The sequence below is a fragment of the Streptomyces sp. NBC_00820 genome, from assembly GCF_036347055.1.
Classification (GTDB): domain Bacteria; phylum Actinomycetota; class Actinomycetes; order Streptomycetales; family Streptomycetaceae; genus Streptomyces.
In genome coordinates this window covers 4,853,916-4,874,380 of record NZ_CP108882.1, presented here as the reverse complement: position 1 = coordinate 4,874,380, position 20,465 = coordinate 4,853,916, and the positions used below count along the sequence as shown (strand labels likewise).

19 protein-coding genes are annotated in these 20,465 nt (G+C 74.1%); 3 read left to right on the top strand and 16 right to left on the bottom strand.

What is annotated here, in order from left to right; all coding sequences use genetic code 11:
- Positions 1-80 precede the first annotated feature (80 nt).
- Positions 81-1,256, top strand: coding sequence for a class I SAM-dependent methyltransferase (locus OIB37_RS22145; RefSeq protein WP_330459338.1), 1,176 nt, complete (start codon positions 81-83; stop codon positions 1,254-1,256).
- Positions 1,257-1,391: 135 nt separating this feature from the next.
- Here OIB37_RS22145 and OIB37_RS22140 read toward each other — a convergent pair whose 3' ends face one another.
- The 3 genes from OIB37_RS22140 to OIB37_RS22130 all read right to left on the bottom strand — a co-directional run bounded on the left by OIB37_RS22140 (position 1,392) and on the right by OIB37_RS22130 (position 4,314).
- Entirely contained in the window at positions 1,392-2,732 is a 1,341-nt protein-coding gene (locus OIB37_RS22140; protein WP_330459337.1) for an RNA polymerase sigma factor, read from the bottom strand.
- Positions 2,733-2,776: 44 nt separating this feature from the next.
- Positions 2,777-3,133 (bottom strand): YciI family protein, encoded by a 357-nt coding sequence (locus OIB37_RS22135; protein ID WP_330459336.1) that lies wholly within the window; start codon positions 3,131-3,133, stop codon positions 2,777-2,779.
- Between the two features lie 155 nt (positions 3,134-3,288).
- Positions 3,289-4,314 (bottom strand): LacI family DNA-binding transcriptional regulator, encoded by a 1,026-nt coding sequence (locus tag OIB37_RS22130; protein WP_330459335.1) that lies wholly within the window; start codon positions 4,312-4,314, stop codon positions 3,289-3,291.
- Between the two features lie 143 nt (positions 4,315-4,457).
- On the opposite strand from OIB37_RS22130, the gene OIB37_RS22125 reads away from it, so the two are divergent.
- Positions 4,458-6,830, top strand: a complete 2,373-nt coding sequence (locus tag OIB37_RS22125) for a glycoside hydrolase family 3 N-terminal domain-containing protein (RefSeq protein WP_330459334.1) — start codon at positions 4,458-4,460, stop codon at positions 6,828-6,830.
- A 148-nt stretch (positions 6,831-6,978) separates the two neighbouring features.
- Here OIB37_RS22125 and OIB37_RS22120 read toward each other — a convergent pair whose 3' ends face one another.
- From OIB37_RS22120 to tsaB, 4 genes are read right to left on the bottom strand one after another with little or no spacing between them, the layout of a single operon-like run.
- On the bottom strand, positions 6,979-7,245 hold the full coding sequence (locus OIB37_RS22120; protein WP_330459333.1) for a hypothetical protein: 267 nt from the start codon (positions 7,243-7,245) through the stop codon (positions 6,979-6,981).
- Positions 7,242-8,345, bottom strand: a complete 1,104-nt coding sequence (tsaD, locus tag OIB37_RS22115) for a tRNA (adenosine(37)-N6)-threonylcarbamoyltransferase complex transferase subunit TsaD (RefSeq protein WP_330459332.1) — start codon at positions 8,343-8,345, stop codon at positions 7,242-7,244. The genes OIB37_RS22120 and tsaD overlap by 4 nt, the downstream gene beginning before the upstream one ends.
- Positions 8,338-8,835, bottom strand: a complete 498-nt coding sequence (gene rimI / locus OIB37_RS22110) for a ribosomal protein S18-alanine N-acetyltransferase (protein WP_330461925.1) — start codon at positions 8,833-8,835, stop codon at positions 8,338-8,340. The genes tsaD and rimI overlap by 8 nt, the downstream gene beginning before the upstream one ends.
- 17 nt (positions 8,836-8,852) lie before the next feature.
- Positions 8,853-9,509 (bottom strand): tRNA (adenosine(37)-N6)-threonylcarbamoyltransferase complex dimerization subunit type 1 TsaB, encoded by a 657-nt coding sequence (gene tsaB / locus OIB37_RS22105; protein WP_330459331.1) that lies wholly within the window; start codon positions 9,507-9,509, stop codon positions 8,853-8,855.
- A 113-nt stretch (positions 9,510-9,622) separates the two neighbouring features.
- On the opposite strand from tsaB, the gene OIB37_RS22100 reads away from it, so the two are divergent.
- On the top strand, positions 9,623-10,177 hold the full coding sequence (locus tag OIB37_RS22100; RefSeq protein WP_330459330.1) for a hypothetical protein: 555 nt from the start codon (positions 9,623-9,625) through the stop codon (positions 10,175-10,177).
- Between the two features lie 91 nt (positions 10,178-10,268).
- On the opposite strand, the gene OIB37_RS22095 is transcribed toward OIB37_RS22100, so the two are convergent.
- The 9 genes from OIB37_RS22095 to glmS all read right to left on the bottom strand — a co-directional run bounded on the left by OIB37_RS22095 (position 10,269) and on the right by glmS (position 20,261).
- Entirely contained in the window at positions 10,269-10,466 is a 198-nt protein-coding gene (locus OIB37_RS22095; protein ID WP_330459329.1) for a hypothetical protein, read from the bottom strand.
- A 382-nt stretch (positions 10,467-10,848) separates the two neighbouring features.
- Positions 10,849-11,361 (bottom strand): tRNA (adenosine(37)-N6)-threonylcarbamoyltransferase complex ATPase subunit type 1 TsaE, encoded by a 513-nt coding sequence (tsaE, locus tag OIB37_RS22090; protein WP_330459328.1) that lies wholly within the window; start codon positions 11,359-11,361, stop codon positions 10,849-10,851.
- Positions 11,327-12,592: an alpha/beta fold hydrolase gene (locus OIB37_RS22085; protein WP_330459327.1), complete on the bottom strand. Its 1,266-nt coding sequence runs from the start codon at positions 12,590-12,592 to the stop codon at positions 11,327-11,329. The genes tsaE and OIB37_RS22085 overlap by 35 nt, the downstream gene beginning before the upstream one ends.
- Positions 12,593-12,712: 120 nt before the next feature.
- Positions 12,713-13,879: an alanine racemase gene (gene alr / locus OIB37_RS22080; protein ID WP_330459326.1), complete on the bottom strand. Its 1,167-nt coding sequence runs from the start codon at positions 13,877-13,879 to the stop codon at positions 12,713-12,715.
- 442 nt (positions 13,880-14,321) lie between these two features.
- Positions 14,322-14,765 (bottom strand): hypothetical protein, encoded by a 444-nt coding sequence (locus OIB37_RS22075; protein WP_330459325.1) that lies wholly within the window; start codon positions 14,763-14,765, stop codon positions 14,322-14,324.
- Between the two features lie 190 nt (positions 14,766-14,955).
- On the bottom strand, positions 14,956-16,392 hold the full coding sequence (locus tag OIB37_RS22070; protein ID WP_330459324.1) for an NAD(P)H-hydrate dehydratase: 1,437 nt from the start codon (positions 16,390-16,392) through the stop codon (positions 14,956-14,958).
- A gap of 222 nt (positions 16,393-16,614) precedes the next feature.
- Positions 16,615-16,986 carry a holo-ACP synthase gene (locus OIB37_RS22065; RefSeq protein ID WP_330459323.1) on the bottom strand — a complete coding sequence of 124 codons (372 nt, stop codon included), beginning with the start codon at positions 16,984-16,986 and terminating at the stop codon, positions 16,615-16,617.
- A gap of 263 nt (positions 16,987-17,249) precedes the next feature.
- Positions 17,250-18,299: an aldo/keto reductase gene (locus OIB37_RS22060; RefSeq protein WP_330459322.1), complete on the bottom strand. Its 1,050-nt coding sequence runs from the start codon at positions 18,297-18,299 to the stop codon at positions 17,250-17,252.
- 114 nt (positions 18,300-18,413) lie between these two features.
- Positions 18,414-20,261 carry a glutamine--fructose-6-phosphate transaminase (isomerizing) gene (gene glmS, locus OIB37_RS22055; protein WP_330459321.1) on the bottom strand — a complete coding sequence of 616 codons (1,848 nt, stop codon included), beginning with the start codon at positions 20,259-20,261 and terminating at the stop codon, positions 18,414-18,416.
- Positions 20,262-20,465 lie beyond the last annotated feature (204 nt).

The following is a 20,465-nucleotide window of genomic DNA, read 5'->3' as shown; positions in this document are numbered from 1 at the left end:
CCTCGCAGGCCGCGGCCCCGAACCCGGTCCGACACCGCCGCCGGAGGCGCACGGTCCACCGACTGGCCCACAATGTCCCGGTGAACGACCTGCTTCCCTCCTTCCAGGCGCTGCTCACCCCCGAGGGCCGGGCCCTCCTCGACGAGGTGCGCGGTACGGCCCCCGCGGACGAACTCGCCGTCGCCACCCGGCTGCGCCGCACGCATCCGCCGGAGCTGGTCTCGGCGGCCATCGGCCAGGCCCGGCTGCGGCAGCGGGCGGCGGCCAAGTTCCCCGCCGAGGACGCGGAACGGATGTTCTTCACGTCCAACGGGGTCGAGCAGTCGACCCGGGCCGTCGTGGCGGCCCACCGGGCCGCGCGGATGCGGGACATGGGCGTGACCTCGGTGGCCGACCTGTGCTGCGGGATCGGCGGCGACGCGATCGCGCTGGCACGGGCCGGGATCCGGGTCCTGGCGGTGGACCGGGACCCGCTCACGGCGGCCGTGGCCCGGGCGAACGCCGAGGCCCTCGGGCTCGACGGGCTGATCGAGGTGCGGGAGACCGACGTCACCGAGGTCGACACCACCGGTTACGACGCCGTCTTCGTGGACCCCGCGCGACGCGGCGGGCGGGGCCGCGTCTTCGACCCCGAGGCGTACTCGCCGCCCCTGTCCTGGGCGGTCGCCAAGGCCCTCGGTGCCCCCCGGGCGGCCCTGAAGATCGCACCCGGCATCCCGCACGAGGCGATCCCCGCCGAGGCCGAGGCCGAGTGGATCTCGGACGGCGGCGACGTGAAGGAGGCGGTGCTGTGGTTCGGCACCGAGCCGGGCCTGGTCCGGGCCACCCTGCTGCCCGGTCCGCGCACCCTGCTCGGGCGGGGGCTGCCCGATCCCGCCGTGCGCCCGGTGGGCCGGTACCTTTACGAGCCCGACGGCGCCGTCATCCGCGCCCACCTGGTCGCCGAGGTGGCCGAGGAGGTCGGCGGCGGCCTGCTCGACGCGACCATCGCCTACGTCACGGCCGACGCCCTGCACCCGACGCCGTACGCCACCGCCTACGAGATCACCGACCAGATGCCCTTCAACCTCAAGAAGCTGAAGGCCCTGCTGCGGGAGCGCCAGGTCGGCAACCTGACCGTGAAGAAGCGCGGGTCGGCGGTCGAGCCGGAGGAACTGCGCAGGAAGGTCAAGCCGCAGGGCCCGAACGCGGCGACCGTCTTCCTGACCCGGGTGGCGGGGGCACCGACGATGCTGATCGGCCGGCCCGCGCGGTGATCGCCGCACCGGTTCGGCAGGCGCGAGCCCGACGCGCCGTGACCCGCGCCCGGTAAGCCGGCCGTCCGGTCGCCCCACCAGTCGGCCGGCCGGACGGCCACCCCCCGCCCGTCAGCCGACCGGTCAGCCGGACGGTCACCCCACCGGGTGGTCGTCCCCAGGGTCCCCAGGATCGTCCCCGAGGCCGTCCCCGAGGCCGTCCCGGGGGACGACCCCGTCGGCCGTTCCGCACTCCCCCGCCCTCCGCAGCAGCATCTCCCGCTCCCGCTCGTTGCGCGCCAGCGCCGCCGCCCGTTCGAACTCGGCTCGCGCCTCGGCCCTGCGGCCCAGGCGGGACAGGAGGTCGCCGCGGACGCTGGGGAGCAGGTGGTAGGCGCGCAGGGCGGGTTCGGCGGCCACGGCGTCCACGATCCGAAGGGCCTCGGCGGGGCCCTGGGCCATCGACACGGCCACGGCGCGGTTCAGCTCCACCACGGGCGACGGCGCGCGGGTCGCGAGCAGGGCGTACAGGGTGGCGATGGTGCGCCAGTCGGTCTCCTCCCAGGTGTACGCGTGGGCGTGGCAGGCGGCGATGGCCGCCTGGAGGGCGTAACGGCCCGGGGCGCCCGTGGCCGCGGCGTCGGCGCGGTCCAGGGCCCGGACGCCGCGCGCTACGAGCATGCGGTTCCAGCGGCGCCGGTTCTGGTCCCGCAGCAGTACCGGGGTGCCGTCCGGGGCGGTGCGGGCGGCGGTCCGGGAGGCCTGGAACTCCAGGAGCGCGGTCAGGGCGTGCACCTCGGGCTCCTTCGGCATCAGCGAGGACAGCACGCGGGCCAGGCGCAGGGCGTCCTCGCACAGGCCCGGGCGCAGCAGGTCGTCGCCCGCGGTGGCGGCGTAGCCCTCGTTGAAGATCAGGTAGATGACGTCCAGGACCGAGCCGAGGCGGGCCTCGCGGTCGGGACCGTACGGCACCTCGAAGGCGACGTTCCGGGTGGCGAGCGTCCGCTTCGCCCGGACGATCCGCTGGGCGATCGTCGGCTCCGGGACCAGCTGGGCACGGGCGATCTCGGCCGTGCTCAGACCGCCGAGCAGCCGTAGGGTGAGCGCGGTGCGGGCCTCCCCCGACAGCACCGGATGGCAGGTGGTGAAGACCAGGCGGAGCAGGTCGTCGTCGATGTCGTCGGGGTCGGCGGGCTCCTGCGGCAGGACCGTGGTCTCCAGGTCCCGGCCGACCTCGGCGAGCTTGCGGGCGTAGGTCTCGCGGCGCCGGATCAGGTCGACGGCGCGGTGCCGGGCGGTGGCCATGAGCCAAGCGCCGGGGTTGTCCGGCACCCCGTCCCGGGGCCACCGCTCCAGCGCGGCGACCAGGGCGTCCTGCGCCAGCTCCTCGGCGATGCCGAGGTCCCGGACGATCCGGGCGACGCCGGCCACGACCCGCGGGGACTCCAGGCGGAAGACGGTCTCGATCGCGTGTGCCGCGGTGGGCTGTGGTTCCACAGCCCACCATGCAACACCCCCGGCGGCGCCACGGCCAGCAGGGCTCAGCCCTCGGCGATCTCCCGCACCTCGCAGGTCACGGTCCAGAAGTCCTCGTGGACCTTCAGGAAGCGCTTGGTCCACTCCACGGCCTCGGCCATGTCCTTGCACTGCATGAGCGCGTAGCCGCCGACGACCTCCTTGGTCTCGGTGAACGGCCCGTCGGTGACGGAGATCTTCCCGCCCTCCCAGCGCACCCGGGTGCCCTGGGCGGTGGGGGTCAGCCCGGCGGTGTCGAGCATGACGCCGGCCTTGGTGATCTCCTCGATCAGCTCGCCCATCCGCCGCATCAGCTCCTCGCTGGGGCCCTCGGCGGGGGCGTCGGCCTCGTCGATGCGCACGAGCGACAGGTAGCGGGGCATGGTGACTCCTTCGGTAGCGGCGGCGGGGTCCGTCCCCGCCACTCACCTGTGCGTCGAACGGGAGACGCCTGGATCGACACCCTCACCGGAATTCTCCGGAGAATTTCTCCGCGTCACCTTCCGGCGGCCGCCGGAAGGTGACGCGGACATCCCGTTCACGCGGGCGCCCCCGTGCTCGACCGCACCACCAGGCTGGTCGCCAGCTCCACCCGGGTCGCCGCCCGCTCGCCGTCCGCGCGCCCCAGCTCCAGCACCAGCCGCGCCGCCGCCTCGGCCATCTCCGTCAGCGGCTGCCGTACGGTCGTCAGCGGCGGGCCCACCCAGCGGGCCACCGGAAGGTCGTCGAAGCCGACCACGCTCAGGTCCTGCGGGACGCGCAGCCCGAGTTCGCGCGCGGCCTCGTACAGGCCGAGCGCCTGAAGGTCGTTGCCCGCGAAGACGGCGGTGGGCCGGCCGGGGCCGCGCAGCAGCTCCAGACCCAGGCGGTAACCGGCGTCGTGGTGGAAGTCGCCGGCCTTGATCAGAGCCGGGTCGGCGGGCAGCCCGGCGGTCTCCAGCGCGGCCCGGTAGCCGTCGACGCGGGCGCGGCTGCACATCATCCGGGAGGGTCCGCTGATCGCGCCGATCCGGGTGTGGCCGAGGTCGATCAGATGGCGGGTGGCGGCGAGGCCGCCCTGCCAGTTGGTGGCACCGACCGAGGGCACGTCGGGTCCCGGGTCGCCCGCCGGGTCCATCACCACGAACGGGATGGAGCGGCTGGTCAGCAGCGCCCGCTGGGCCTCGTCCAGGCCGGACAGCACCAGCACCACCCCGTGCGGGCGGCGGGCCACGACCTGGTCGGCCCAGGTCCGGCCCGGGGTGAGCCGTCCGGCCGACTCGGACAGCACGACACTCAGCCCGGCCTGCCGGGCCACGTTCTCCACGCCCCGGATGACCTCCAGCGCCCAGGCGCTCTCCAGCTCGTGGAAGACCAGGTCGATCAGCGGCGAGCGGGCGGCCTCGGCGCGCCGGCGCCGGTAGCCGTGGGCGCGCAGCAGGTCCTCGACCCGGGTGCGGGTCGCCGGGGCCACGTCGGCGCGGCCGTTGAGCACCTTCGAAACAGTCGGAGCGGACACCCCGGCTTCGCGGGCGATCTCGGCGAGGGTCGCCGTCCGCGTCCCGGCTGACTTGGCAGGTTCCATGCCCGGGATCGTATCCCCGCAGGGCCTCTTGACGAAGGCGGTCACGCGCCATAGGTTCCGGAACATTCGGAACTCATTCCGAAACATTCGCAGCCTTCGCCGCCAGTCGCAGTCAGTCCGTCCGTCCGTCCGACGGGAGTTCCATGACCACCGCTCCTTGGCGCGACCCCGCACTGCCCGCCGCCGCCCGCGTCGACGACCTGCTCTCCCGGATGACCCTGGAGGAGAAGACGGCCCAGCTGTACGGCGTGTGGGTGGGCGCCGGGACGGACGGCGACGGAGTCGCCCCGCTGCAGCGGGAGATGGCCGCCGACCGGGACTGGGACGAGCTGATCGCCCACGGCCTCGGCCAGCTGACCCGCTCCTTCGGCACCGCCCCCGTGGACCCGGTGTCCGGCGCGCGGGCGCTGGCCCGCGCCCAGCGCCGGATCGCCGCCGCGAACCGCTTCGGGATACCGGCCGTGGCCCACGAGGAGTGTCTGGCGGGGTTCACGGCCTGGGGCGCGACGGCGTATCCGGTGCCGCTCGCCTGGGGCGCGTCCTTCGACCCGGAGCTGGTGGCCGAGCTGGGCCGGCGCATCGGCCACGACCTGCGCTCGGTCGGCGTCCACCAGGGCCTGGCGCCGGTCCTGGACGTGGTCCGGGACCCGCGCTGGGGGCGGGTGGAGGAGACGATCGGCGAGGACCCGTACCTGGTGGGCACGATCGGCACCGCCTACGTGCGGGGCCTGGAGTCGGCCGGGATCGTCGCCACGCTCAAGCACTTCGCGGGGTACGCGTCCTCGGTGGGGGCGCGGAACCTGGCGCCGGTGCGGGCGGGCGCACGGGAGTTCGCGGACGTGGTGCTGCCGCCGTTCGAGATGGCGCTGCGCGAGGGCGGGGCGCGCTCGGTGATGGCGGCCTACACCGAGACCGACGGCGTGCCGGCCTCCGCCGACCCAGCTCTGCTGACCGCTCTGCTGCGCGACGAGTGGGGCTTCACGGGCACGGTGGTCGCCGACTATTTCGGCATCGGCTTCCTGCGGACCCAGCACCGGGTCGCCGAGGACGAGGCGGGCGCGGCGCGCCTGGCGCTCGCGGCGGGCGTCGACGTCGAACTGCCCACCCTGGACTGCTACGGCGCCCCGCTCGTGGCCGCCGTGCGGGACGGCCGGGTGGCCGCGTCGCTGGTGGACCGCGCGGCCCGCCGGGTCCTGCTCCAGAAGTGCGCGCTGGGCCTGCTGGACGCGGACTGGCGGCCGGAGCCGGACGGGCCCGTGGACCTGGACTCGACGGGCAACCGCGCCCTGGCCCGCCGCCTGGCGCAGGCGTCGGTGGTCCTGCTGGACAACCCCGGCGGGCTGCTCCCCCTGCCCCCGCGGGCCCGCGTCGCGGTCGTGGGCCCGCGCGCGGCGGACCCGCTCGCGATGCTCGGCTGCTACTCCTTCCCCGCGCACGTCCTGCCCGACCACCCCGGCCTCCCGCCGGGCATCGCGATCCCGACGCTCCTGGACGCCCTGGGCGCCGAACTCCCGGACGCCGAGCTGACGTTCGCCAAGGGGTGCGGGGTCTCGGACGCGGACACCGACGGGTTCGGGGAGGCGGTGGCGCGGGCCGCGGAGGCGGACGTGTGCGTGGCGGTCCTCGGGGACCGGGCGGGGCTGTTCGGCCGGGGCACGTCCGGCGAGGGCTGCGACGCGGCCGACCTGCGGCTGCCGGGCGTGCAGGGCGAGCTGCTGGACGCGCTGGTGGCCACGGGTGTGCCGGTCGTCCTGGTCCTGCTCACCGGCCGCCCCTACGCGCTGGGCCGCCGGCACGGCCGGCTGGGCGCGGTGGTGCAGGCCTTCTTCCCCGGCGAGGAGGGCGGTCCGGCGGTGGCCGGGGTCCTCTCGGGCCGCGTGAACCCCTCCGGCCGGCTCCCGGTGAGCGTCCCGCGCGAGCCCGGCGGCCAGCCCTGGACCTACCTCCAGCCGCCCCTGGGCCTGGCCGGCGAGGTCAGCAGCCTGGACCCGACCCCGCTGTACCCCTTCGGGCACGGCCGCTCGTACACGGCGTTCACCTGGACGGACTTCACCGGCGCCGGGGTGACGGAGACCGGCACGGACGGCTCGTACGACCTCTCGCTGACCGTCCGCAACACCGGCGACCGCGCGGGCGCCGAGGTCGTCCAGCTCTATCTGCACGATCCCGTGGCCTCGGTGACCCGCCCCGACGTCCGGCTGGTCGGCTACCAGCGGGTGGAACTGGACCCGGGCGAGGGCCGCCGGGTGACCTTCCACTTCCACGCCGACCTGTCGTCCTTCACCGACCGCACCGGCGCCCGGGTGGTGGAGCCGGGCGCCCTGGAGCTGCGGCTGGCCGCCTCCAGCACGGAGGTACGGCACCGGGCGCGGCTGACGCTGACGGGGCCGGTGCGGGTGCTCGGGCCGGACCGGAGGCTGCGGTGCGGGACGACGGTGGCGCCGGCGGACCGAGGCCGTCCGTCCCGGTCTCCCGACAACGAGAACACCCCGCCCCGGAGAACCGGGACGGGGTGAAGCGGAGCGCCGGGCAGGCCTTGCACCTGCATTTCCCCGCAGGAAGCGGGGCGTCTTTCCTTGGACCACCAACGCACTGCGTCCGTACCGGAGTTCCGGCCGTTCGCTGTGTGATGATCATAGCGAACGGACGGGCCTGCGCGCCACCTCAGCCGGCCGGTTCCCCGTCCACCGGCTCGAACCGCCAGCGGTGCACCGCCCGGGTGACCAAGTCGCCGTCCGGCTCGGGAAGTTCCGGGAGGTCGGCGTCGTACGGCGCGTCCCACCAGGTGATGACCAGGACCCGGTCCTGGGGTGCCCGGAAGGTCTCCCGGCGGACCGGGTGCCCGGCGAGGTCCTGCGCGCGGGCCCAGGCCAGGAGTTCCTCACCCCGGCCGGCCACCGCCCGCGCCTCCCACATCAGAGCGACGGTCATGAGTAGAGGTTGTCCTTGCTGACCTCGTGCACATGGTCGTGGTCGTGGCTGTGGTCGTGACCGGGGACATGGGTATCGGTGACCGGCAGCGAGGAGTCGGCGGACAGGTCCCAGTCGGAGGCGGTCCGGTTGCGGGCGACCATCTCGGCGCCGAGAGCCGCGACCATCGCGCCGTTGTCCGTGCACAGCTTGGGGCGCGGGACGCGCAGCCGGATGCCGGCGGCCTCGCAGCGCTCCTGGGCGAGCGCGCGCAGCCGGGAGTTGGCGGCCACGCCGCCGCCGATCATCAGGTGGTCGACGCCCTCGTCCTTGCAGGCGCGCACGGCCTTGCGGGTCAGCACGTCCACCACGGCCTCCTGGAAGGAGGCGGCCACGTCACGGACCGGGACCTCCTCGCCGGCCGCGCGCTTGGCCTCGATCCAGCGGGCCACGGCCGTCTTCAGGCCGGAGAAGGAGAAGTCGTAGGCGGGGTCGCGCGGGCCGGTCAGGCCGCGCGGGAAGGCGATCGCCTTCGGGTCGCCCTCGCGGGCGTAGCGGTCGATGACCGGACCGCCGGGGAAGCCGAGGTTCAGCACGCGGGCGATCTTGTCGAAGGCCTCGCCGGCCGCGTCGTCGATGGTCGCGCCCATCGGCCGCACGTCGGAGGTGATATCCGAGGACAGGAGCAGCGAGGAGTGGCCGCCGGAGACCAGCAGCGCCATCGTCGGCTCGGGCAGCGGGCCGTGCTCCAGCTGGTCCACGCAGATGTGCGAGGCGAGGTGGTTGACGCCGTACAGGGGCTTGCCGAGCGCGTAGGCGTACGCCTTCGCCGCCGAGACGCCGACGAGCAGGGCGCCCGCGAGGCCGGGGCCCGCGGTGACCGCGATGCCGTCGAGGTCCTTCGCCGAGACGCCCGCCTCCTTCAGCGCGCGGTCGATGGTCGGGACCATCGCCTCCAGGTGCGCGCGGGACGCCACCTCCGGCACGACACCGCCGAAGCGGGCGTGCTCGTCGACGCTGGAGGCGATGGCGTCGGCCAGCAGGGTGGTGCCGCGGACGATGCCGACGCCGGTCTCGTCGCAGGAGGTCTCGATGCCGAGGACGAGAGGTTCGTCAGCCATTGGTCTCGGTTCCTTGTACAGAGGAAGAACCCGCGGCGGAGCCGCTGTCGGATTCCGTGGACAGTCGCATCACCAGGGCGTCGACGTTGCCCGGCTGGTAGTAGCCGCGTCTGAAGCCGATGGGGGCGAAGCCGAAGCGCTCGTAGAGCTTCTGGGCGCGGACGTTGTCGACCCGGCACTCCAGCATGACCTCGGCGCACTCGAAGGAGGTCGCCGCGCGCAGCAGCTCGGTCAGCAGCCGGGCGCCGAGACCGGTGCCCTGCTGGTCGCGGGCCACGGCGATGGTCTGGATGTCGCCCAGGTCGCCGGAGGAGGCGAGGCCGGCGTAGCCGACGATCCGGTCGCCCGTCTCGGCGACGACGTAGCGCCGGGTCGCCCCGGGGCCCCGGGCGTGCGCCAGCTCGGACCAGAACATGCCCCGGGACCAGGCGTCCTCGGGGAAGAGGTCCTTCTCCAGCTCCAGGACCGGGTCGATGTCCCACCAGCGCATCTCGCGCAGAGTCGCGGTCACTTGGGGGTGACCACCTTGTAGTTCTTGGGGACCTGCGCGTCCGGCCTGCGCAGGTACATCGGCCTGGGCTCGGGCAGCTCCTCCCCGGCGGCCAGCTTCTCGGCGGCCAGCGAGGCGAGCGCGGCGGCGGAGACGTACTCCGGTTCGTGCGCGCTGGGGAACGTGTCCGGGTACAGCAGCGCGCCCGCGCCGACCGCGGGGAGCCCGGCGACCTGCTCGGCGATGTCGGCCGGGCGGTCGACGGCCGGTCCGGTCAGCCGGGTGCGGGAGTCGGCGTAGGTCGCCCAGTAGACCTCCTTGCGCCGGGCGTCGGTCGCCACGACGAAGGGGCCCTTCTCGATGTCGGAGGCGTAGGCGAGGCCGTCCAGCGTGCACAGGCCGTACACGGGGACGCCGAGCGCGAGGCCGAAGGTGTCGGCGGTCATCAGGCCGACGCGCAGGCCGGTGTAGGGGCCGGGGCCGGTGCCGACGACGATCCCGGTGACGGCGTCCAGCCTGAGCCCGGCCTCGGCGAGCACCCGGTCGACGGCCGGCAGCAGCAGCTCGCCGTGCCGGCGCGCGTCCACCTGGCTCGACGAGACGATGACGTCCGTGCCGTCGTGCAGGGCGACGGTGACGGCGGGGGTGGCGGTATCCAGAGCGAGCAAGAGCACGCGAACAGCCTACGGCGCCCGCGCCTCGCGCACGGCCGCCCCGGTGGTCCCGTGACCGACTGCTACGGTCTGTACGAAGTACGACATATGGCGCGAAGCAGAGGTGGACGCACGTGGCAGGGACCAGCTCGGGAATCGTGGCCGGCCTCGTCGCGGCGGCCGTCGGGACCGTCGGCATCCTCGCCTACCAGGCGCAGGCGACCGTTCCGGCGGGCCTGGGCCGCAACGCCTCCGCGAACTCGTCACCGGCGGCCGTCAGCAAGGCCCCGCGCGACCGGCGGCACCCCGCCGCCCTGCCGGGCGACTCCGGCAAGGGTGAACGGGTCGTGTACTCGGTGGACGACGACCGCGTCTGGCTGGTCGACGAGCGGAACCGGGTGCAGCGCACCTTCTCCGTGCACCCCGGCAGCATCGACCCGCGGCCGGGCTCCTACGGGGTCACCTCCCGCTCGCACGCGGTCACCGGCACCGACGGCACGCCCGTCGAGCACGTCGTGCGCTTCACCAGCGTGGACGGTGTGGCGGTCGGCTTCAGCGCGGCCGTGGGCGACGCCGGGTCCGGGGATACGGCCGAGCCGAAGACGGGCGGCATCCGGGAGACGCGCGCGGACGGCGAGGCCATGTGGAAGTTCGCGACGATCGGGGTGCGGGTCGTGGTGATCCGCTAGCGGTGCGGTCCCGTACGGCGCCGCGGGTACGGCGCCCGGGGTCGCCGCCAGGGCCGTGGGGCCGGGGTCGCCGCCAGGGCAGTGGGGCCGGCTAGGCCGCGTCGCGGTGCTCCTGCGCGGGTTCCTCCGTCAGCCGGGCCGCCGGTGCGGGTGTCCCGGGCTCCGGAGCGGCCGGGGGTCTGGAGACGGCGTCCGCGGCCGCGCACGAGGCCAGCAGGTCGCGCATGGACCCTCCGCTGAACACGGACCGCGCGGGCGCGGGCTTTTCCGTGGGGCGAGAAGCGGGCATGGGCGCCTCCTGAGCTGCGGGGGCGGATGCGGTTAGGTACACCTAACCGCGGGCTGACTTCCATGTGACCACGCCCGGGACGTCCCGCGCAATATGTTCCCGACAGCTTGTCGGAAAGACCGGCGCACGCAGCCGGACAGGCGTCGAACGACCGTCGGGCAGGCGTCGGAGCAGCGCCGGACAGGCGTCGAACGACCGTCGGGCGGACGTCGGAGCAGCGCCGGACAGGCGCGCGGACGGACCGTCGAGCGGACGTCGGACGGACCGTCGAGCGGACGTCGGACGGACGTCGGCCGGGCGTCGGCCGGGCGTCGGCCGGGCGTCGGAAGAAGCGAAGGCAGCCGTCGGTGCGGTGCGTGCGGTCGGACGGCCCTCGGTACGGTCAGGCCGCGAGCGCCGCCAGGTCCGCACCGGTCCACCGCTGCCCGAGACCGGTCACCGTGACGTGCCGGACCTCGTCGGTGGTGTCCCCGACCGCCCGGTGGATGACGACCTCCAGCCGGTCCTCGGTCAGCTCCTCGACCTTGCCCTCGCCCCACTCCACGACGATCACGGAGTCGGTCAGCGAGACGTCGAGGTCGAGGTCCTCCATCTCGTCGAGACCGCCGCCGAGCCGGTAGGCGTCGACGTGGACGAGCGGCGGCCCGTCACCCAGCGAGGGGTGCACCCGGGCGATCACGAAGGTCGGCGAGGTGACGGCGCCCCGCACCCCGAGCCCCTCGCCGAGGCCGCGGGTCAGCGTCGTCTTGCCCGCGCCGAGCTCCCCGGTGAGCATCACCAGGTCGCCCGCGCGCAGCAGCTTGGCGAGGCGGCGGCCCAGCTCCCGCATCTGCTCGGGCGAGGTGACGGTCAGCCGGGTCTCAGCGGGGTGGTGTGCTGCTGCTGGTGCTTCCATAACCGATTACGGTAGCCCCTGCCGGCACCGCACCCGCGCGGGTCAGCAGGTCGGCGAGGCGGTCGGTGACGACCTCCGGATGCTCCAGCATGACCAGGTGCCCGGCGTCCGGCACCAGCACCAGTTCGGCCTCCGGCAGCAGGTCGCCGATGACCTCGCTGTGCTCGCTGGGCGTGACCAGGTCCTGCACCCCGGCCAGCACCAGCACCGGGATGTCCTGGAAGCAGGCCAGCGCGCCGGTCTTGTCGTGGTCGGAGAAGGCCGGGTAGAACTCGGCGACCACGTCGATGGGCGTGGACTCGATCATCCGTTCGGCGAACCGGGCGACCGACGGATCGACGTCCCGCCCCGCGAACGAGTACCGCTTGATGATCCCGGCGAACAGGTCGGCCGTCGCCCTGCGCCCCTTCTCCACCAGCTCCGCCTGCTGCCCGAGCGCCTTCAGCACCCCGGGGAGGATCCGGCGCACCGCGTTGACACCGGCCACCGGGAGGCCGAAGTTGACCTCCCCGAGCCGCCCGGACGACGTGCCGACGAAGGCCGTGGCGACCACCCGGTCCCGGATCAGCTCCGGGTACTGGGCCGCGAGCGCCATCATCGTCATCCCGCCCATGGAGTGGCCGACCAGCACGACCGGCCCCTGCGGCACGGCCGCGTCCAGGACCGCCTTCAGGTCCCGGCCGAGCTGGTCGATGGTGACGGGATCGCCGTCCCGGGTCTGGGCCGAGCCCCGCCCGGAGCGGCCGTGGCTGCGCTGGTCCCAGTGCACGGTCCGGACGACCCCGCGCAGGGCCGCCCGCTGGAAGTGCCAGGAGTCCTGGCTGAGGCAGTAGCCGTGGCAGAAGACGACGGTCACCGGACCGGGCGCCTTGCGGCCGAAGAGCCTGCGACGGCGCGGGGAGAGGTTCGGGCCGGGGTCCGGGTCGACGTCGTCGACCTCGTAGTACAGCTCGGTGCCGTCGTCGGCGTACGCCTTGCCGGGGGTGCCGCGCAGGGTGCCGTACGGGCCCGTCGAGTCCAGGGCCAGCCGGGCCCTGCGGCGCATTCCGCGCCCCACCGTCATGCGCTCGATGGCGACACCGGCGGCCGCGCCCGCGGCGAGCACGCCTATCGCGGTTCCGGCGATGCCGGTCACCCTGCGCCAGCTCCCGGCGGCCGCGCCTGCGGCGGAGGCCGTGGCGGCCGCCGAGGCGACGACGTCCGCCACGGCCTCCGCACTGCTCTCGCTCACGTACCGCTCCTCTTCGCCGTGCTGCAGTTCGCTGGGTGGGTGAAACGGGTGGTGCTGGTGTGGCCTGTGGTGCGTGCCGGAGCAGAAGTGCCCCGGCGGGGGTGCGCGGCCCCTTGGGGTTTACCCCTCTTCTTCCCCGTTCACGTAGACGCGCGGAACACGCGCCCCGATCCGCGTGACGACCTCGTACGCGATGGTGCCGCAGGCCTGCGCCCAGTCCTCGGCGGTGGGCTCGCCCCGGTCGCCGGGCCCGAACAGCACCGCCTCCGCGCCCACCTCGGGCTCGTCGCCGCCCAGGTCGACCACGAACTGGTCCATCGCGACCCGTCCCGCGACGGTCCGCCACTTGCCGTCGACCAGCACCGGACCGGTGCCGGACGCGTGCCGCGGGATGCCGTCGGCGTAGCCCACCGGCACCAGGCCGAGGGTGGTGTCGCCGGCGGTGACGTAGTGGTGGCCGTAGCTGACGCCATGGCCGCCCGGCACGTGCTTGACCAGCGCCAGCGAGGCGCTCAGCGTCATCACCGGGCGCAGCCCGAAGTCGGCCGGGGTGCCCAGCTCCGGGCTGGGCGAGATGCCGTACAGGGCGATGCCGGTGCGGACGAGGTCGAAGTGGGTCTCCGGAAGGGTCAGCGTGGCCGGGGAGTTGGCGATGTGCCGCACCTCGGGGCGCACGCCCTGCTCCTCGGCATACGCCACCATCTCCCGGAACCGGTCGAGCTGGGCGGCGATGGAGGGGTGTCCGGGCTCGTCGGCACAGGCGAAGTGCGACCACAGGCCGGTGACCCGGATCAGCCCCTCGGACTCGGCGCGCAGGGACTCGGCGACCAGTTCGGGCCAGTCGGCGGGCTGGCAGCCGTTGCGGCCGAGCCCGGTGTCGGCCTTCAGCTGCACGCGCGCGGTCAGCCCCGCGGCCCGCGCGGCCTCCGTCACCTCGCGCAGCGCCCACATGCCGCTGACGGACACGTCGATGTCCGCCTCGACCGCCTGCCGCCACGGCCCGCCCGGGACCCACAGCCAGCACATGATCCGTCCCGGCAGACCGGCCGCGCGCAGCGCCAGCGCCTCCTCGGGCGTGGCCGTGCCCAGCCAGTCCGCGCCCGCCGCGAGGGCCGCTCGGGCGCAGGGCACCGCCCCGTGGCCGTAGGCGTCGGACTTGACGACGGCCATCAGGGCCGCACCCCGTGCGCGGGCGCGCAGGGTCCGCACATTGGCGCGCAGGGCGCCCAGATCGATCTCGGCGCGTGCGCGCAGAGGCGCGGTCGACACAGCTGAAGTCTCACTCATGGCGCCCCCAGTCTCTCAGAGGGCTCCCACAGCCCCCGGCCGCACTCCGGGTCGGGCCCGTCACGAACCCGGCCGCCGCCCCCACAGGTACACATGGTCCCCCTTCTTCGGCACGCTCCACGGCCTGCGCGCGTCGGCGAAGCTTCAGATCGACGACGCAGCCGCAGGAACCGGCGGTCGTGTGAATACCGCCGTACCCGGCGCGGTAGGCCCGGCCGCCGTCGACGAACCGGGCTTACGGCATGGGCTGGTTGTGCGGCATGGGCCGGCCGCACAACAGGGGCGACACGTGGTTCGTGTGCCGCCGGCAGACCTTCGGACGCTGATCATGTGATCAGCCAAACGCGCGGCCCGCGTGGATCCGGGGTGCCGCGCGGGCGGGTCACCCGAGGGGTGGACCCGTACGCCGTCGCGCCGGCCCGACGTCCGTGGCGGGTGACGGTCAGCCTGGAGTGGGTCCCGGCGGGACCGGCGGGATGCCCTGGGCTCTGGGCCATCCGTAGTCGATGCCGGGAAGTCTGGCCGCCACGGCCGTGAGGAGCGCTTCCTCCCCGGCCGGCAGCAGGACCTCGAGCTGCCGCCCGTCGACGTCGTACACGATCACCGACTGTTCGGCGACGATCTCGACGCCGCTGCCCGGAGTTCCGAGGCACAGGTTCGAGACGGTGCCGTCGGTGGTGGAGACGAAGACGCCTTTTGGCGTCACCATCAGGTACGCGCCGAGCCGACGTCCGCCCGACCTGCGGAAGCGCGCCGCGCATCGGACACGGACGGTCTCCCCTCGGTTCAGGGCCTCGACCTTCCGCGACATGCGCAGGCGGCGCCACCGTTTCCATCCACGGCTCAGGACGACGTCGATCACGGCGACGAGAAGGTCCTCCACCATGCGACACGCTCCCCCACGACGCCGTCCGGTCGCGCCTGCGCCTGCACCGGGTCCGCCTCGGCTCACGGCAACCGCGCCAGAGGATGATCGCACGCCCCTCCGGACTCACCTCGCCCGCGTCCCACGAACCACCCAGTCCAGCCAAGGCAGTTGAGCTGGATTTGCGGCTCATGAACGGCCGGGAAAGGGCTCAGTCCCGTACGACGTCCCGCCAAGCCTGCGGGATCCGCTCGGCGACGTCCAGAGACGTCGTCGGCGCCCCGTCCGCCGCGAAGCGTCCGGCGAGCCCGTGCAGATAGGCCGCCACGCTCCCCGCGTCCAGCGCGGACAGACCCGACGCCAGCAGCGAACCCGCGAGCCCCGACAGCACGTCCCCGCTGCCGGCCGTGGCGAGCCAGCCGGTTCCGGTGGCGTTCACCCGGACCGGGCCGCCCCCGGGGTCGGCCACCAAAGTGGTCGACCCCTTCAGCAGCACGGTCGCCCGGTACACGGCCGCCAACTCCCGTACGGCGGCCAGCCGTCCCGCCTCGACCTCCTCCCGGGACACCCCGAGCAGGGCCGCGGCCTCTCCGGCGTGCGGGGTCATCAGCGTCGGCGCCGTACGTCCCCGCACCGCGTCCCGCTCCGCCAGCCGCAGCCCGTCGGCGTCGAGCAGCACCGGTACGTCCGTGCGCAGCACCTGCGCCACGCTCAGCGCGTCGTCCCCGGCGCCGGGACCGGCGACCCACGCCTGCACGCGCCCCGCCCTGGCCGGCCCGTGCTCGGACACGAGCGTCTCCGGGAACCGGGTGACGACGGCGTCGGCGGCGAAGCCGACGTAGCGCACGGCGCCCGCCCCGCCCCGCAGCGCCCCGGCGACGGCGAGCACGGCCGCGCCGGGATACCGCGCCGACCCGGCGGCGACGCCCACCACACCACGCCGGTACTTGTCGCTCTCCGCCGCCGGCACCGGCAGCCGCCGCGCCACGTCGGCATGCTGCAGAGCCTCCACGTCGGGTTCGGGCGGCGGCAGTTCGAGCCCGATGTCGACGAGCCTGACCGACCCGGCGTACTCCCGCCCGGGGTCGATGAGGAGCGCCGGCTTGTACGCGCCGAAGGTGACGGTGAGGTCGGCGCGGACCGCCACCCCCCGCACCTCGCCGGTGTCCGCCTCGACACCGCTGGGCAGGTCCACGGCGACGACGCCGGCCCGGGCCCGCTCCAGGAGGCCGGCCGTCCGTGCCGCGTCCGGCCGCAGCCCGCCCTTCCCCCCGATCCCGACGATGCCGTCGACGACGAGGTCGGCGCGCGCGATCAGCTCCTCGGCGGACCCGGCGTGCGCGACGGCGCCACCCGCCCCGCGCAGGGCGGCCAGCCCTGCGGCGTGCGTGCGTTCGGGCGCGAGCAGCACGGCCGTGACCCCGGCCCCGCGTCGCGCCAGCCGGGCTCCCGCGTACAGCGCGTCCCCGCCGTTGTCGCCGCTCCCGACGAGCAGCACCACCCGGCTGCCGTACACCCGTCCGAGGAAGTCCGCGCAGGCGGCCGCCAGCCCGGCGGCGGCCCGTTGCATGAGCGCCCCTTCCGGAAGCCGTGCCATCAGCGCCCGCTCGGCCGCCCTGATCGTCTCCACGCTGTACGCAGTACGCATGCCACCGAGTCTGCCCCGGAACCCGCACGGACGGCACGACCGCCTCGCTCACCCCACGGGACCCACCCGACCCGCCGAACTCTCCGAGCGGCGCAGCTCCTCGGCCCGCCGAACTCTCCGGGCCGCGCAGCTCCTCGGCCCGCCGAGCCCCCGCCCGCTGAGACCCCGCCCGCCGGGGCTCGCGGCCCGCCGGTCTCCCGGCCCGCCCGGGACCCGCCCCGCTCAGCCCTCCGCGATGACCACGGCCGAGGCGACTCCCGCGTCGTGACTGAGCGACACGTGCCACGACCGCACCCCGAGTTCCGCGGCCCGCGCGGCCACGGTCCCCCGCACCTGCAGCCGGGGCTGCCCGCTGTCCTCGACGCACACCTCGGCATCGACCCAGAGCAGCCCGGGCGGTGCGCCCAGCGCCTTGGCGAGTGCCTCCTTCGCCGCGAACCGCGCCGCGAGCGAGGCGATACCGCGCCGCTCCCCGCTCGGCAGCAGCAACTCCCGCTCCACGAAGAGCCGGTCGGCCAGCCCCGGCGTACGCTCCAGCGCCGCCTCGAACCGCTCGATCTCGGCCACGTCGATCCCTACGCCGATGATGCTCATGCGGGGCAGCGTCTCAGATCAGCTCAGGGATCCTGTGCAAGAGGTGGTGTCTGGCATGGGTATGGCCCACCTGGGTGGGGTGGCGTGGGTGTGCGGGTGGAAGCCTGTGCCCAGTGCTGCCCCTCGCGGCATGTGCCGTGTGGTGGGTGTGCTCATCGTCGTCACGTCCTGGTGCCGGTGGGCTGCGCGGGGCAGCCGGGTCCGGCCCGTGTGAACGTAGGGCGCTCCCGTTCCGCTCCGCCCGCGCTTCACCCACCCGTACTTCACCCAGCCGACCTCGTGCCCGCCGGCCGCCTCCGCAGTGCCGGCGTCGTGAGGGACGGCGGGGTCCAGGCGCCGTCGGGCGGGTAGACGTCGGTGCCGGGCGGGACGATCGCGTCGATGCGGTCGAGGGCGGCGTCGTCCAGCGACACGGACGCCCCCTTGAGCGTGTTCCGCAGCTGCTCCATCGTGCGCGGGCCGATGATCACCGAGGTGACCGCCGGGTGCGCGAGCGGGAAGGCCACGGCCAGCTCCGGCAGCGAGCAGCCCACCTCCTCGGCCACCGCGACCAGTTGCTCGACCGCGTCCAGCTTCACGGCCGTGCGCGGCGCCGACGGGTCGAAGCGGTCGGGGTTGAGGGTGGGGCGGCCGCTGCTCAGGTCGAGGGTCTGGCCCTTGCGGTAGCGGCCCGTCAGGAACCCCGAGGCCAGCGGGCTCCAGGTCAGCACGCCCATGCCCAGGCGCTGCGCCACCGGCAGCACCTGCCTCTCGGCACCGCGGGCCAGCAGCGAGTAGGGCGGCTGCTCGGTGCGGAAACGCTGGAGGCCGCGGCGGTCGGCCACGTGGTAGGCCTCCACGATCTCGTCCGCGGGGAACGTGGAGCAGCCGAACGCCCTGATCTTGCCCTGGCGCACGAGGTCGGTCAGGACGGAGAGGGTCTCCTCGATGTCGGTCGTGTGGTCCGGGCGGTGCACCTGGTAGAGGTCGATCCAGTCGGTACCCAGCCGCCGCAGGCTGTCCTCCACCGCCCGCACGATCCAACGCCGCGAGTTGCCGCCCCGGTTGGGACCCTCGCCCATCGGGAAGTGGACCTTGGTCGAGAGGACCACGTCGTCACGGCGGCCCTTCAGCGCCTTGCCGACGATCGTCTCCGACTCCCCGGCCGAGTACATGTCGGCGGTGTCGACGAAGTTGATCCCCTCGTCGAGCGCGGCGTGGACGATCCGCGCGCACTCGTCATGGTCGGGGTTGCCGACGAAGCCGAACATCATCGTGCCGAGGCAGTAGGGACTGACCTCGATACCGGTCCCGCCCAGAACGCGGTGGCGCATGCAACTCTCCTCGGTGTTGGCCCGGTTGAGAACAGCGCGACCTTACGAGCTGGAGTCCGCTCCAACGCAAGCAGCGCGAGCGCGGCACCGCGGACTCCGCCCGTCCCGCGCGCGCTACTCCACCGTCACCGACTTCGCCAGGTTCCGGGGCTGGTCCACTTCGTTGCCCCGGGCGGTGGCCAGCTCGCACGCGAACACCTGCAGCGGCACCGTCGCCACCATCGGCTGCAGCAGGGTCGGCGTCGCCGGGATGCGGATCAGGTGGTCCGCGTACGGGACGACCGCCTCGTCACCCTCCTCCGCGATGACGACGGTCCGCGCTCCCCGGGCCCGGATCTCCTGGATGTTGGAGACGATCTTGTCGTGGAGGACGGACCGCCCGCGGGGCGACGGCACGACCACGACCACCGGCATGTCCTCCTCGATCAGCGCGATCGGCCCGTGCTTCAGCTCGCCCGCCGCGAATCCCTCCGCGTGCATGTACGCGAGCTCCTTGAGCTTGAGCGCGCCCTCCAGCGCCACCGGATAGCCCACGTGCCGGCCCAGGAACAGCACCGTCTTCTTGTCGGCCAGGGAGCGCGCGAGGGCCCGTACCGGTTCCATCGTCTCCAGGACGCGATCGACCGCGCCCGAGATCCGGGACAGGTCCCGGATGACGGCGCGGATCTCGTCGCCCCACTTGGTGCCGCGCACCTGGCCCAGGTACAGGGCGACCAGGTAGCACGCGACCAGCTGCGTCAGGAAGGCCTTGGTGGAGGCCACGGCGACCTCGGGGCCGGCGTGCGTGTACAGCACCGCGTCCGACTCGCGCGGGATCGTCGAGCCGTTGGTGTTGCAGATGGCCAGCACCTTGGAGCCCTGCTCGCGGGCGTGCCGCAGTGCCATCAGGGTGTCCATGGTCTCGCCCGACTGGGAGATGGCGATGATCAGCGACCGCCCGTCCAGGATGGGGTCCCGGTAGCGGAACTCGCTGGCCAGCTCCACCTCGCACGGGATACGCGTCCAGTGCTCGATGGCGTACTTGGCGATCATCCCGGCGTGGAAGGCCGTACCGCAGGCGACGATGACGACCTTGTCGACCTCGCGCAGCTCGGAGGCGCTGATGCGGACCTCGTCCAGGGTCAGCGAGCCGGACGGGTCGATGCGGCCCAGCAGGGTGTCGGCGACCGCCTTGGGCTGCTCGGCGATCTCCTTCAGCATGAAGTAGTCGTAGCCGCCCTTCTCGGCGGCGGACGCGTCCCAGTCCACGTGGAAGGACCGGACGTCCGCGGCGCTGCCGTCGAAGCCGGTCACCGTGACACCGTCGCGGCGCAGCTCCACCACCTGGTCCTGGCCCAGCTCGATGGCCGAGCGGGTGTGCGCGATGAACGCGGCGACGTCGGAGGCCAGGAACGCCTCGCCGTCCCCGACACCCACCACCAGGGGTGAGTTGCGGCGCGCGCCCACCACCACGTCCGGCACGTCCGCGTGCACCGCGACCAGCGTGAACGCGCCCTCCAGACGCCGGCACACCAGCCGCATCGCCTCCGCCAGGTCCGCGGTCACCGAGAACTCCTCGGCCAGCAGGTGGGCCACGACCTCGGTGTCCGTCTCGGAGACCAGCTCGTGTCCCCGCTCGGCCAGCTCGGCACGCAGCACGGCGAAGTTCTCGATGATGCCGTTGTGGACGACGGCCACCCGGCCGGCGTTGTCCAGGTGCGGGTGGGCGTTGTCGTCCGTGGGGCCGCCGTGCGTGGCCCAGCGGGTGTGCCCGATGCCCGTCGTACCGGCCGGCAGGGGCCGTTCGACCAACTCCTTCTCCAGGTTGACCAGTTTCCCGGCCTTCTTCGCCGCGGCCAGCCCCCCGTCCGCCGGCACGGCGACGCCCGCCGAGTCGTAGCCCCGGTACTCCAGCCGCTTCAGCCCGGCCATCACGACATCGAGCGCCGACTGCGCTCCCACGTATCCTACGATTCCGCACATGAGCGGCAGCCTACGATCAGATCGGCCACCAAAAGAGCCGCCGCGTGCCCGAATTCGGAAATTCCCACGGGGGTACGCAGGCCTCCGGCGATCCGGCGCTCCGAAAACACCTCCACCGGCCCTGCCCCGTTCCCGTCCGATCCGGGCGGTTCGAGACCGTACGTCCGCCGCGGCGTGACGCACCCCACCCCACCGCCCCGTTCA

What these genes read in the sequence shown, in the direction of transcription:
- OIB37_RS22120 (WP_330459333.1), bottom strand. Translation starts at nt 7,245, where the DNA reads ATGACCGTCGCTCTGATGTGGGAGGCGCGGGCGGTGGCCGGCCGGGGT.
- OIB37_RS22130 (WP_330459335.1), bottom strand. Translation starts at nt 4,314, where the DNA reads ATGGAACCTGCCAAGTCAGCCGGGACGCGGACGGCGACCCTCGCCGAG.
- glmS (WP_330459321.1), bottom strand. Translation starts at nt 20,261, where the DNA reads ATGTGCGGAATCGTAGGATACGTGGGAGCGCAGTCGGCGCTCGATGTC.
- alr (WP_330459326.1), bottom strand. Translation starts at nt 13,879, where the DNA reads ATGAGTGAGACTTCAGCTGTGTCGACCGCGCCTCTGCGCGCACGCGCC.
- rimI (WP_330461925.1), bottom strand. Translation starts at nt 8,835, where the DNA reads ATGCGCTGGTGGGACATCGACCCGGTCCTGGAGCTGGAGAAGGACCTC.
- OIB37_RS22065 (WP_330459323.1), bottom strand. Translation starts at nt 16,986, where the DNA reads ATGAGCATCATCGGCGTAGGGATCGACGTGGCCGAGATCGAGCGGTTC.
- tsaE (WP_330459328.1), bottom strand. Translation starts at nt 11,361, where the DNA reads ATGGAAGCACCAGCAGCAGCACACCACCCCGCTGAGACCCGGCTGACC.
- OIB37_RS22125 (WP_330459334.1), top strand. Translation starts at nt 4,458, where the DNA reads ATGACCACCGCTCCTTGGCGCGACCCCGCACTGCCCGCCGCCGCCCGC.
- OIB37_RS22075 (WP_330459325.1), bottom strand. Translation starts at nt 14,765, where the DNA reads ATGGTGGAGGACCTTCTCGTCGCCGTGATCGACGTCGTCCTGAGCCGT.
- OIB37_RS22060 (WP_330459322.1), bottom strand. Translation starts at nt 18,299, where the DNA reads ATGCGCCACCGCGTTCTGGGCGGGACCGGTATCGAGGTCAGTCCCTAC.
- OIB37_RS22095 (WP_330459329.1), bottom strand. Translation starts at nt 10,466, where the DNA reads ATGCCCGCTTCTCGCCCCACGGAAAAGCCCGCGCCCGCGCGGTCCGTG.
- OIB37_RS22135 (WP_330459336.1), bottom strand. Translation starts at nt 3,133, where the DNA reads ATGCCCCGCTACCTGTCGCTCGTGCGCATCGACGAGGCCGACGCCCCC.
- OIB37_RS22070 (WP_330459324.1), bottom strand. Translation starts at nt 16,392, where the DNA reads ATGCGTACTGCGTACAGCGTGGAGACGATCAGGGCGGCCGAGCGGGCG.
- tsaD (WP_330459332.1), bottom strand. Translation starts at nt 8,345, where the DNA reads ATGGCTGACGAACCTCTCGTCCTCGGCATCGAGACCTCCTGCGACGAG.